9 protein-coding genes are annotated in these 12,495 nt (G+C 62.1%); all 9 read right to left on the bottom strand.

Translation table 11 applies throughout. From position 1 onward, the window contains the following. Position 1: 1 nt before the first annotated feature. Positions 2-877: a LysR substrate-binding domain-containing protein gene (locus tag AAFN84_RS02255; protein WP_347513771.1), complete on the bottom strand. Its 876-nt coding sequence runs from the start codon at positions 875-877 to the stop codon at positions 2-4. 371 nt (positions 878-1,248) lie between these two features. Next, positions 1,249-2,517 (bottom strand): DUF2254 domain-containing protein, encoded by a 1,269-nt coding sequence (locus AAFN84_RS02250; protein WP_347512825.1) that lies wholly within the window; start codon positions 2,515-2,517, stop codon positions 1,249-1,251. A 141-nt stretch (positions 2,518-2,658) separates the two neighbouring features. Continuing rightward, a complete protein-coding gene (locus tag AAFN84_RS02245; protein WP_347512823.1) occupies positions 2,659-4,338 on the bottom strand; it encodes a formate--tetrahydrofolate ligase in 1,680 nt (559 codons plus the stop codon). A 297-nt stretch (positions 4,339-4,635) separates the two neighbouring features. Further along, positions 4,636-5,760 carry a DUF2333 family protein gene (locus AAFN84_RS02240; RefSeq protein ID WP_347512822.1) on the bottom strand — a complete coding sequence of 375 codons (1,125 nt, stop codon included), beginning with the start codon at positions 5,758-5,760 and terminating at the stop codon, positions 4,636-4,638. 9 nt (positions 5,761-5,769) lie between these two features. Beyond that, positions 5,770-7,056, bottom strand: a complete 1,287-nt coding sequence (locus AAFN84_RS02235) for a DUF6638 family protein (protein WP_347512820.1) — start codon at positions 7,054-7,056, stop codon at positions 5,770-5,772. Between the two features lie 45 nt (positions 7,057-7,101). Further along, positions 7,102-9,012 carry an AAA family ATPase gene (locus AAFN84_RS02230; protein WP_347512819.1) on the bottom strand — a complete coding sequence of 637 codons (1,911 nt, stop codon included), beginning with the start codon at positions 9,010-9,012 and terminating at the stop codon, positions 7,102-7,104. A 12-nt stretch (positions 9,013-9,024) separates the two neighbouring features. Continuing rightward, complete coding sequence (locus AAFN84_RS02225; RefSeq protein ID WP_347512818.1) at positions 9,025-10,170, bottom strand: hypothetical protein; 1,146 nt, start codon at positions 10,168-10,170, stop codon at positions 9,025-9,027. A gap of 18 nt (positions 10,171-10,188) precedes the next feature. Further along, the gene (locus AAFN84_RS02220) at positions 10,189-11,277 is read right to left on the bottom strand and encodes a hypothetical protein (protein ID WP_347512817.1); all 1,089 of its coding nucleotides are present in this window, start codon (positions 11,275-11,277) and stop codon (positions 10,189-10,191) included. Between the two features lie 129 nt (positions 11,278-11,406). Next, a complete protein-coding gene (locus AAFN84_RS02215) occupies positions 11,407-12,432 on the bottom strand; it encodes a fatty acid desaturase (protein ID WP_347512816.1) in 1,026 nt (341 codons plus the stop codon). Between the last annotated feature and the right edge of the window lie 63 nt (positions 12,433-12,495).

Genomic DNA, 12,495 nt, shown 5'->3' with positions numbered 1-12,495 from the left:
TCTATGTCTGGTTCGCAAGGATGGATGGTTGGAAGGCTACACGTAACATCTCGATCATTCCCTCGATAGCTGGGCTCGAACGGCGCGGGTTTCGCCGCAGCACGACGCGGGAAGAATCAACCTGATGAAAGCCGTCGGCTTGATTAAGTTCCCTGCATCCGGCGGGAATGTTGCTGCGCGCCAGTGCTGTTATGGCGAGCCCCGAAGAGACGGCGATCTTGAGGCCGCCACTGTGATCGCTCGTGTAGGCGATCCTGTAGCGATGCCCATGCTGGTCGAGAGAACGCAGCGCGAAGTCGGTGCACCAGCTCGAATCGCCATAAATCGCGACGGGGATCGGGTCCTGCTCGTGCAGGCTGTGGGCCAGCGACGTCACCCACACGGTCGGATCGATGCACAGCACCTCGCCGATCGTTTCCCTGCTCCAGTCGAACACGATGGCGAGATCGACCTCGTCGCGTTCGAGCGCGGCCATCTGCTGGCGTGAATAGCCGCACTTGACGGTCACTTCGACGGCAGGGTGCCGCTCGGCGAATGCTGCCAGCACACGCGGCAGGACGTTCTGGCCGTACTCCTCCGGCAGCCCGATGCGCACCGGCCCGTCGAGCGGCTTGAGCCGCATCACCGTGCTGGTCTCGTCCACCAGACCGACGATCCGCCGCGCATAGGGCACCAGTTGCTCGCCTCTGGAGGAGAGCACCACACCCCTTGCCCCGCGTTGAAACAACGGTTCGCCGACGATTTCTTCCAGTCGCTTGACCTGCATGCTGACGGCCGATTGCGTGCGGCCGACATCCTCGGCCGCACGCGTGAAATTCTGCCGCAAGACCACGGCCAGGAACGTGCGAAGCAGATCGCTTTCAAGTGGCAGGTACATCAGGTCACCATCAGAAGATCGAATGCCTGCCATTCTCACTATTCGTTTGTCGAATGTCAAAACCGATCCCAGATTGGACCCATCAGACTGTTCGAGCCACGTCAAACCGTTCGAGGATGCCATGAGCAATCGGCTTCAAACCACTGGCAGGATTCTGCTGTTCGGATTGCGCGAGGCGTGGCGGCGCTGGAGACGCGGCGCTGCCCGCCGTGCCGCTCTGGCGAGCCTACTCGCCAAGCCGCACGATCACTTGCTGCTCGACGCCGGCCTCACACGGGACGAGGCTGAAAGGCTCCGCAGCGAGCATCACCTGTTTCGCATCGCCTCGTGGGCGGGCAATTCGCCAGTTTCAGGTACTGCTGCCGGGCAGGTCATTTCTGGCCCGTTGTCCGCCCCACGAACTTGGCCGCATCTACGACACGTTGGACATCGTGCGAACTGGTCATCGCTGCGCGCACACGCTCGATAGCCGCCTTCGAATGACGCTTCGCGACAGCTTCGTAGCGGGCGTCGCCGATCCTGGCCAGCGCCGAGTAGGCCTTTTGCAGCCGGATCTGAACTTCGACGCTTCCTGCCGCGTCGCGAGCCAGCGGTGTCAGGACATCGTCGAACAGATCGGCGATATCGATAGAGGGGACGAAGATGCTGTTGAACTGCACCTCCGCCTCCGCATCGGGTTCGGCCCAGATCGAGAGCACCCTCACGGCACGGCCTATGACGTCGATGGCGGTACCGGGATCGTTGACTGCCGGCGACATCGCCCGTTGCGCAATCTCCGCCATCACGCACAGGCCGAAGCGCGGATCCTGGTCGAAGGATCGATCTTCACCGATCGTGAACGCCGCGATGATCGTTGCGGCATCCGGCGTCTCATTGAGGCCCGAGCACCAGGCCAGCGGGCGTTTCGGATCGATGAACGTGCCGGGCAATGCTGCAAGGTAAATCCGACCCTTCGCCTCAACCGCATAATCGTTGAGGGCGTCGACATCGATATGTTGGACGTAGCCGATCGTATCGGTGAAGATCGGGCTGGCGTTCCTGGGGATGCCGCTTTCGGCCTGCTCGATCGGGACGCCGCCGAGGTTCGGCGTCTTCTTGCGGATGCGCATCGCCTCGGTGGTAGCCTTCTCGACTTGCTGCGTCGTTTCCCCAACCCGACCCAGCCGCAACAGATAGTCGATCCAGCGCAGCAGCGTCATGACGATGAGGATGATGACCACGATCGTCACCGCGAAAAGCACGACCCTTCCGCGTTCCCCGTAGGCCCCCATTGAGAGCGTGATGATCGCCACCAGGCTGTAGAGGAACGAACCGACGAACGTCGCCAGCACATTCTGCGTCGTCGTGTCCTCGATCAGCAGTCTCGTCGCACGAGGCGTGACATTGCTCGTCGCCGCCGCGTAGGCCGCGACCATCGTGCTCAGCGAGAACGTGGTCACCGTCAGCATGCTCGTGGCGATGATGTTGAGGATGTTGTCGACGGCGTCCGCGCCGATCTGGGCCGACAGGCCCGGCGGCAGAAGCGGCGATACCACAAGCGAACCCAGCGCCGCCGCGACCGCAAGAAGCGAGATGAGCGCCGCGCGCAGCCAGAGCTTTCGCGTCAGACGCTTTAGATGCCATGCCCACTTGGAGATCATCGACTTTCCCGCTTCGACCGTGACCGTCTGGTATGGCGGTTGGAAGCGGTCACGGCAAGCCGTAGACGGCTGGGAAAGTATCGCGGATGGGCGCGGCGAGGCTGTGTCCCGGCCGGTGCATCACCGGCCGGGACGAGCATATCAGAACAGGCCTTCGATCTGGCCCTGATCGTTGAGGAAGATGCGTTCGGAAGACGGCGACTTCGGCAGTCCGGGCATCGTCATGATCTCGCCGCAGATGGCAACGACGAAACCGGCGCCGGCCGAAAGCCGCACCTCGCGCACCGGCACCACGTGGCCGGTCGGCGCGCCGCGAAGGTTCGGATCAGTCGAGAAGGAATATTGCGTCTTCGCCATGCACACCGGCAGATGCCCATAGCCCTGCTCCTCCCACTGGTGCAATTGGTCGCGCACGCTCTTGTCGGCAATCGCTTCCGATCCGCGATAGATGCGTTTGACCACAGTGTCGATCTTGTCGAACAGCTTCATGTCGTCGGGATAGAGCGGTGCGAACTGCGAGGCGCCGCTTTCCGCCAGCGAAACCACCTTGTTGGCGAGTTCCTCGATCCCGGCCGAGCCCTGCGCCCAGTGCTTGCAAAGGATCGCCTCCTCGCCCATCGAGGCAACGAAGTCCTTGACCGCCTGGATCTCGGCGTCGGTATCGGAATGGAAGTGGTTGATGGCGACGACCGCCGGAACGCCGAACTGCTTGACGTTCTCGATGTGGCGCCCAAGATTGGCACATCCCTTCTTGACCGCCGCGACGTTCTCCGCGCCCAGCTCGTCCTTCTTGACGCCGCCATTCATCTTCAGCGCCCGCACTGTGGCGACGATCACCGCCGCCGCGGGCTTGAGACCGGCCTTGCGGCACTTGATGTCGAAGAACTTCTCCGCGCCGAGGTCCGCGCCAAAACCTGCCTCGGTGACCACGTAGTCGGCGATCTTCAAGGCAGTCGTCGTGGCAACGACCGAATTGCAGCCATGCGCGATGTTGGCGAAGGGACCGCCATGGACGAAGGCGGGGTTGTTCTCCAGCGTCTGCACGAGGTTCGGCTGAACGGCGTCCTTCAGCAGCACCGCCATCGCACCGTCGGCCTTGAGGTCGCGGGCGAAGACCGGGCTCTTGTCGCGGCGGTAGGCGACGATGATGTCGCCGAGCCGGCGCTCGAGGTCTTTCAGGTCGGTCGAAAGGCACAGGATCGCCATGACTTCAGAGGCGACGGTGATGTCGAAGCCTGTCTCGCGCGGAAAGCCGTTCGCCACACCGCCGAGCGACGAGACGATGCCGCGCAGCGCGCGGTCGTTCATGTCCATGACGCGCCGCCACGCGACGCGGCGGATGTCGATGCCGAGCTCGTTGCCCCAGTAGATGTGATTGTCGATCAGGGCGGACAGCAGGTTGTGTGCGGTGGTGATGGCGTGGAAGTCGCCGGTGAAATGGAGGTTCATGTCCTCCATCGGCACTACCTGGGCATAGCCGCCGCCGGCTGCGCCACCCTTGATGCCAAAATTCGGTCCGAGGGATGCTTCGCGGATGCAAACGACGGCCTTCTTGCCGATGCGGTTGAGGCCGTCGCCGAGCCCCACAGTGGTCGTCGTCTTGCCCTCGCCCGCCGGCGTCGGATTGATCGCCGTGACGAGGATGAGCCTGCCATCCGCGTTGCCCTGAACCTGCTTGATGTATTCAGCAGAGACCTTTGCCTTGTCGTGTCCGTAAGGCAGCAAGTGCTCCGACGGTATACCGAGCTTCTCGCCGATCTCCATGATCGGTTTCTTCGTTGCGGCGCGCGCAATCTCGATATCTGTCTTGAAATCGGCCATCAATAGCTCCCCCCGGGGTCTGGATCGTTGATCGACGCGTTGCCCGCGCCGAAGTTGGGCGCATCAAAGACCGTTCCATCCCTTCCGCGCCATCCCAAAAATGCCGCGCAATAGGCAGAATGCGACACGGTCCTCCACGCGTCATGTCGACAGACTGTATACAATCCGAGATGTCGTGCCAAGTGTTGGGGAGTGGGGCGTGGGGCGTGGGGGGGATCGGACCGTCAAGCTAAGCGACTTACGACAGCGCTGCCAAGCGATCGCTTCGTCAGTCTGCCACCCAATTCCCTTCCACGATTACCGATCGAGAATCTGCCTCAGTTCGACGAGGTTCGAACGCACCTGCAGGAGATTGAAGCCCATCGTGCCCAGGTGTGACGGGAAAAAGGCGCTGGACTCATTGCCATTGGAGATGATCCAAGGCTGGACTTCGAGCGCCCTCCGCAACTGCGCCTCCATGCGTGTCCACAATGTCGTCAGATTGCGTTCCGCGACCACTGAGGCAAAGTCCGAGCGCGCGGCTGCAACGATGCCATGGTACGCGTAAAGCTGGCCGTAGGCGAACCAGAAGCGGTCGTCGGCCCGCAGGTCAAACCACCCTGCATCGGACGCCTCGATCCGCTGCCCGAGAATGTCCGAGGTGGAACCGATATCGCCTGCAATCCGGTCGAGGAACAACAGCAGGTTGTCCGCGCGCGCATCGAATGTCGCCTGGCAATTCTGCAGGCTCGCATTGAACGCGAGCAGCTTTTCCCGGCCTTCGCGGAAGACGCTCGGCGACGGGCGCGTCGGCCCGCGCCAGCCGATATACCAGGCGGTCTCGCTCCACGCCATCGCGGTGCGCGCGTCCTGCAGGTTCTGGTCGATCTGTGAGGTTCCCCGCACGCGACCAAGCGTGTCCACCATTTCCGTCGTCGTGCGTCGCAGCACCTGGTGGATACCGAGTTGGAAAGCGGCCTTGTTGTCGAAGAACGGCGTGCTGCGCCAGTCGATACCGAAGAGCCCCATCTTCGACGCCAGCATGGAGGATATCCACGCGTTCTGGTTCACGTTGAAGTCGATGAGGGCGGCCGAAACGGCAACGATGGCGGATGGCTTGCAGGTCTGGCTTGCGGCGGTCTGCCCGGACGCGGCTCCCGAGACCTCCTCGCCGGCGGCTACCGGCTCGCTCGTATCGACGATCGCCGATGGATAGTCCGGGTCGAAATTGGTCCAGAACTGCGTGACATAGAAGAAATAGCCGTAAAGCACGACAATACCGAGCAGGACGAGGCCGATCGCGCCGCGCAGGATCCAACCGCGCTGCGTGTACCAGCGGCCAGCCCACAGAAACGGCCACAGCAGAAGCCCGACCAAAACGCCGATGCCGCGGCCAAGCGCCTGAAACACGCGGGTGAAGAAATTGACGATCGGATCAAGCATGTCTCACCCTCAGTCGTGCAGGCCATAAAGCCGCGCGCGCAGCCCGGCCTTGTCTTTTAGATACGCATCCTTGAGCGTCTCCACAACGTGATGCCGCCAGACCTCGTTGAAACCCTCGTAGTCGCGATAGAATCCCTGCTTGTTGAACACGTAGCGCGAAATGAAGTCGAACGGAACGAAGTCCGAGATAAGCCGGTTCGTCAGCCACGCGTCAGGGTGGCCCGGCTTGGCCCGCACCAGCAGGAAGCGGCGGTCTGGACGCACGTCCTCCATCTTGATCTGGCCAAGCTGCGCGAGCTCTCGCTTGGCACCGTTGAGGAAGGGGAACGTGCCGTCGCGATTGATCATGTCGGCATGGCTGTGAATCCATGTCTGGAGCCAGACCTTGTCCAGTTCACCGAGTTTCCGCGTTGGCTCGGCCTGGTGGATAAGCATGCGCACCGCCATTTCCGCACGGTGCTCGAGATAGCCGGAATTGTCGATCCACGAGGCGCGCGGCAATTCGATGCGACCGGTCTCCATCAGGAAGTCGAACACCCGCTCGACGTCGTGCAGGGACAGGTAGCTCACCTGCCATGGCCGCGACCGCCGGAATCCCGGCGCTGAAGGATCGCTGATGACGGTGGTCATTCCAGGATCGACGAAGACGTAGAGCCCGCCGAAAAGGCTGGTCCAGTAGGCGTTGTGCCTGAAGATCACCTGGTCCGGCACGAGCGCGTTCTGGCGGATGTCGCCGGTGACCTTGGCGAGATCGACCATGTGTTCCAGCGCGCTGGTGTCTCGCCAGAAATCGGGTTCCTGTTTCAGCCGGTCGACAAGCGTCGCGAGTTCGGTCGCCTTGCCCGTGACGTCCTCCGCGGACAGCACCTTGAACTCGACCTGGTTGATCGACAGCAGGTCCTCGATGTCTTCAACCTTATTGACCGTGTCCTCGATCTCTCCATAGATCACGTCCTTGATCGTCAGCGCGTTGATGACGCGCGCATTGGCCGTCATGAACTCGTAGAGCAGTTGCGAGGTGTTGGAGAACGCTGTGTGCACCACCGGCAGGTCGATCTGCTGCGGCGTCAGGATGATGAATCGGCGGTTGATCTGATTGGGATCGAGGTAGTGCGGGTCGTCGAGGTCTTCGGCCACCTGCGGCGAAAACCCGGTACGGTCGATCTCGATGCGCTCCCGCGTCGTGGGCTTCAGCCCGAACGCCTGCAGCGCCTTGTTGTAGCGCTCGATAAGGTGTGGCTCTTCGATGGCAAGAAGCCTGCCGTAAATGAGCTCGCTGTCGCGCAGGAGATTCACAGTCCCTTCTCCCCGTTCACGGGGAGCACGGGAAGAAGGAAAGGCTCAGCCATTCCACAAGCCCTTCGCCTTCAGCGCCTCGATTTCGGCGATCGTCCGCTCCCGCAGCTTCGCATCGCGGATCATCTTCTCGACCGCGACATCGTCTGACTTGTCGGAGTAGCGGAATTCGGAGTCGGCGTAGCGGTTGATCTCCTGCATGACCATGTCCATCGTGAACGGTCGGCGCAGTTCGGAAATCATCGCTTTCTTCTCGTCGTAGCCCTTGCCCATGAACGCCTCGGGCGTTTCGAACCATGCATCCGGCAGTTCGATGTCCATCGCCCGCATCTTGATGGCATCGGTGACGTTCTTGATGGCGCGGCCGGTGAAGCGCGGCTCGGCTTCCTTAATGCGATGGAGATAGTTACCGACGTCTGCCAGCGTCTTCGGCTCGCCGCGCTCGTCCATGAAGCGGTCGTAGACGCGCTTCAACCCCTCTTCCTGGGGCCTTGAATGCTCGTCGTAGGCGTTCTGGATGGCGCGCTTGATCTCCTGCGCGGCATAGAGCGTATGGTCGCCGAGCGGAATCTCGTGGTTCTTGCCCGCAAGCAGCACGAAGATGTCCACATAGTCGTCGCGTGTCTGCGGTCCGTCGACGAGCCAGCGTGCGCCGGCGCGCTGCCGCAGCGCATCGTCGACGTTTTCGGGATAGTTGGAGAACATCCCGAACGAACAGTTCCCGCGGACGACGGTGCCCGCCCCTGCGAAGGCATCCATCAGAACGCCGGTGATTTCCTGCTGGCCTGCCGACGCGCGGTCGTCGGAACGCTTGGCGGCCACCTGGTCGATGTCGTCGACAGTGCCGAAGCCGATGGCCCGCGGGTTGAGCACATTGTTGATGAATTGCCGGCAGTTCTGCCCCGACTTGCCCTGATAGGACGAAATCTGGTCGACGCCGAAATTCTCGTAGTGGAACGGCACGCCCGCGACCTGCGCATACTCGTTGACGATGCCGGCGATCATCTGGATCAGCGTCGTCTTGCCCGTGCCCGGCGCACCATCTCCGATGAAGGTGAACAGGAAGCCGCCGAGTTCCACGAACGGATTGAGCTGCCGGTCGAAATCGTAGGCCATCAGCATCTTGGCCAGCTTCAGTGACTGGTACTTGGCGATATGGTTTCCGACCACCTCGTCCGGCTTCTTGAACGTCATCACGAGTGGTTTCGACTTGCGCCCCGGCGCGACGTCGAAGCCGTCGATCGTGAAATCGTCCTTCTCGATACGGATATGCGCGTCCTCGAACGCACCCAGCGCGTCGAAGCGCCCCTTGCGCGATAGCAGTCCCTCGATCGCGGCCGTCGCAAAAGCGCGGGTGCGAGACGGCAGGTCGAGCTCGTCCTTGGCTCCCTGCAAGCTGGCGTCGAGCCCGGCGACCAGCGCCTTCAGCGCATCCTGCTGGGTGTCGAAAACGCAATCCGGCTCCGCCACGTCACCGGGCGCGTCCGCGTCGCTGTCGATGGTCTGCAGCAGGTAGGATGCGAAGGTGAAAGCCACGACGTAGCTTGCTGCGGAAAGCAACCGCTTGTAGGCGGCGACATCGTCTCCCTCCAGCGGCGCCCGCGCATTCTTCGCTTGCAAATCTTCCAGCGCGGTCGATTTGGCGAACACGTCGCCAACGGCCATCGCGACTGCCAGTCCACGCCGAGCGCGATAGAGCAGCGTATGCTGCGGGATCGACAGGAGCTGGTCGTCGGGGCGGACCGCCTGCACGGTCTTCGCCAGTTCCACCTCGCGCGTTTTGCGCACCGATCCCGTCGAAACCGTGGAGACGAAACGCCGTCCGGTGCCGGCCAGCCCGGTCTGCGACCGGCCTGACGAATCCTCGAGCACCACCACCCGCGTGATGAAGCTTTGTGCCATGGCACGATGCTTTTCGATATCCGTTTCCGAGATTGCCGTCAGGCCGGTGTCCATGCGCGTCCCTCCTCACACATCGCTGATCACTTGCCCATTGGAGATTATGTGCACCTGGTAGCCGGAAAAGATCTTCTGCGCCTCGCCCGCCGCGTAGAGCACCTGGTAGGCCTCGTGCGGGATGAGGGCATGCTTTTCGTAATGCGACACGCCCGTGCGGGCCGCTTCGAGATCGTCGGTGTTGATGTGGAACTCCTCGCGCGCCGGCTGGCTCGAGAAGAGGCCGCGTTTGGCGGGCTGCTCCGCCTTCGAATAGACCTCCTGCACGGTCCAGGTCAGCAGCCAGGCATTCTCCGCTCTTCGCACCCGTGAGAGCACGTCCGCGACCGTCGAATTGTGCTCGGTTATTCCGGTCGAATAGAACGGCCCGAGCACGATGCGCCGGAGTTGCTTGGGATGCAGCGTGTCGAAATCCTTGTCGAGATTGCCGGCGATCGTGGCAGGCGAAAGCGAATAGACGGAATTCTTTTCAGCGAAATCGTCGAACCGATGCGCGAGGTCAGGATTGAGCAAGCCCTCCACCGGCAGCGGTATATCCACGGTGGCGTCGAGCTTGCCGTCCTTCGTGACCAGTGCATTGACCATGCTGTCGGAGGAATCCTCCACCGTCGCCATGTAGACGATCGGCAGGTTGGCCGATCCGTCGAAGGCGCCCCAGTGCACGACGTAGAGAGGCCTCTTCGTCTTGGGATTGACCGCGACCCGTATCGTCTTGGGAAGCACGAACGGAGCGAAAACCAGCCCGGCGGCCACCTCCTCCAGATAGAGGCGCTCCGCCATCGACTTGCGAAGCGCATCCGGCATGGCCCGCTGGCGCAGGATGAAGTCTGCCATCTCGGCGCGAAGGTCCGCAGGCTCCGGGATAGCGGAAAGCCGCTTGTCGGCGTGGCGCTTATCGTTCTCCAGCTCGAGCACGTTCTGGAAAACCGGAAACCCGCTCTCCGCCCGCGAAATGCGGAAGCTGTCCATGAAACCGAGGCGGTTCCGCCAGCAGGCAAAGGAGTTTTCCAGCCTCACCACATATTCCGACAGGACTTTCGCCACCAGGTCATGCCGGTAGAGCGGCGATCGCTCGTCGCGCATGAAGATGTCGAGGCCATTCAAGGCGGAGGTGATCGCATCGAAATAGCGGGCCGCGGGATCGGCGGTACTGGTCATCGGCGAGCGGGCCTAAGCCTACTGCTTCACGTAGTCGGCCGCGTTGTGCTTGCGCAGCACCTCCTCGAAGCGGCGCGCAAAGGCGTCGTCGGCCAGCTTCTTGCGGCGCTGTATGTCGGCCGTCGCGACCATGTTCTTCTCGTGCAGTTCGAGCAGGTCGCCGATGTGCTTCTGCGCGGCTGCGCCGATTCCAGCCATCGTGGTCTCCGCCGTCGTATCGACCTGGCTGCCGAGCGTGTTGATCTTGTGGGCAACGTCCTGCTGGGCGGCCGTCTTCAGCGAGTCTTCCAGCGCCTTGTAGAGGACGATGCGCTGCTCGGTATCGATGGTCAGCTTGTTGATCAGCGTGTTCTGCGCCGCGATCTGGTTGTTGAGCGAATCCACGAAGGTCTGGAACATCGACGTGTATCGCTCCAGCGTCTGGCTCTCTGCCAGAAGCTCCTGCTCCTTGGCCTGCCGCTCATTGTATTCGGTGGCCAGCTTGGAGCGCTCGCCCTCCAGTTCAGTGCGCTGCGTCTGGTCGGTAGAGGCCGCGATGCGGTTCTCGATGTCGAGCAGCATCGGGTTGAGTTCCTCGATACGCTTCTGCGTTGCCGTCAGGTTCTCGATCGTGCCCTTGCGGCGCTCGATTACCTGCGCCAGGCTCGCCTCCGACGTCGCGTAACGCTGGTCGAGGATGTTCTTCTGCTCCTTGAGGATGCCCACGATGGTGTCGGACTTGGACAGCAGCTCCTGCAGATTGCCGGCCAGCGACATGTTGCGCACACGTTCGGTGCGCATACGCTGCTTGCGTTGTGCGGAGAAGATGCCGACGAAGCTTTCCCAGCCCGTGTAGTTCTTCATGCTTTCGAACTCGGTGCCGAACACGTTGGTCGCGTCCTCGAGTCCGATGATCAGGTCGGCGATATTGCCTTCCATGACTTTCTGCTGGTTGAGCACGTCCTGGATACGCGCGTTCTCGATATCGAAATCCGCCGCCCCGATCTGCTGGTCCGCATCGGCGAACGTGTCCAGCACCACACCGGACTGCTCGATCTTCGATCGCATGTCCTCCACGACCTTCTTGGTCTTGGCAATTTCGGCATCGAAATTCTGCAATGTGGCCATGCGATCTGCTCCAACCCCTCAAAATGACTTTAGGGAATATATGTGGCGCGCACGTCGATTGAAAGACAGGCAGCCAACAACGTCAGCGACTGTGCTTCGCCTGACCTTGGACGCGGCCCGCAGCGGACTTCACGTCCCGACGCGGGCTTCACGGAAGGAGACCAGCCGGCGCCGGTCCTCGTCCCACAACGCCAGCTTCACGCAGTCGAGGCTTTGCGCGATGGTGATGCGTCCGATCTCCTTGAGTTCGGGAAAATCGCGCAGCACTTCCGGAAGCCGATAGCACGGCACCTTGCTCGATAGATGGTGGACATGATGGATGCCGATATTGCCGGTAAGCCAGTTCAGCATCGCCGGCAGGTCGTAATAGGACGAGCCGTGCAGGGCCGCTTCCCTGAAGTCCCAATCGGGACCGTTCGACCAATGCGTCTCCTCGAACTGGTGCTGGACGTAGAAGAGCCAGATACCGGCACTGCCGGCAAGGATGACGATCGGCAGGTGCACAAGCAGGAACGGCACCAGTCCCACGATGTAGATCAGCGCCGTGACCATCGCCGCGATCGCGACGTTCGTGGTCATGGTCGACACCCACGGGCCCAGGCCGACGCGCATCAAGCCCAGCGGCAACCGCTGTGTCAGTCCGAAGACCCAGATCGGTCCGAGGCCGAAAAGCACCAGTGGATGGCGGTAGAGCCGGTAGCGGAGCCGCCCCCAGAAGGAAAGCGCCCGGTATTCGGACACGGTGAGCGTGGTGATGTCGCCAATGCCGCGTTCGTCGAGGTTTCCGGCCGTTGCATGGTGAGTAGCGTGCGCTCGGCGCCAGTAGCCATACGGCGTAAGCGTCAGGACGCCGATGATGCGACCGGTCCAGTCGTCGCTCGGGCGATTGGCGAAGAACGAGCCATGGCCGCAATCGTGCTGGATCATGAACAGCCGCAGCAGGAAGGCGGCGGCGGGAATGGTCAGCAGCAGCCCGGGCCAGAAACCGTATTCAACCGACAGCCAGGCCAGAACCCACAACGCGCAGAACGGCAGGATCGTGACCGCCAGCTCAAACGCGCTGCGACCGCGATGCGGCGTCTTGTACTGGGCGAGCAGCTTCGTCCAGCGTCGGGTGTCGGTAAGGGGTGGGGCGTGCACGAGAGGAATGTTCATCGCGCTTATTGGCATTGCAGCCGGGTTCGCTCAAGGGCACCGAGGCCCATAATCGGCGTTCTT

The organism is Mesorhizobium sp. CAU 1741, assembly GCF_039839275.1.
In the GTDB taxonomy this organism is placed as follows: Bacteria; Pseudomonadota; Alphaproteobacteria; order Rhizobiales; family Rhizobiaceae; genus Aerobium.
This window is presented reverse-complemented; position numbering and strand designations above follow the sequence as displayed.

Excerpts from the sequence above, each read along its gene's own strand:
- AAFN84_RS02255 (WP_347513771.1), bottom strand. The coding sequence starts at position 877 with ATGTACCTGCCACTTGAAAGCGATCTGCTTCGCACGTTCCTGGCCGTG.
- AAFN84_RS02250 (WP_347512825.1), bottom strand. The coding sequence starts at position 2,517 with ATGATCTCCAAGTGGGCATGGCATCTAAAGCGTCTGACGCGAAAGCTC.
- AAFN84_RS02245 (WP_347512823.1), bottom strand. The coding sequence starts at position 4,338 with ATGGCCGATTTCAAGACAGATATCGAGATTGCGCGCGCCGCAACGAAG.
- AAFN84_RS02240 (WP_347512822.1), bottom strand. The coding sequence starts at position 5,760 with ATGCTTGATCCGATCGTCAATTTCTTCACCCGCGTGTTTCAGGCGCTT.
- AAFN84_RS02230 (WP_347512819.1), bottom strand. The coding sequence starts at position 9,012 with ATGGACACCGGCCTGACGGCAATCTCGGAAACGGATATCGAAAAGCAT.
- AAFN84_RS02225 (WP_347512818.1), bottom strand. The coding sequence starts at position 10,170 with ATGACCAGTACCGCCGATCCCGCGGCCCGCTATTTCGATGCGATCACC.
- AAFN84_RS02220 (WP_347512817.1), bottom strand. The coding sequence starts at position 11,277 with ATGGCCACATTGCAGAATTTCGATGCCGAAATTGCCAAGACCAAGAAG.
- AAFN84_RS02215 (WP_347512816.1), bottom strand. The coding sequence starts at position 12,432 with ATGAACATTCCTCTCGTGCACGCCCCACCCCTTACCGACACCCGACGC.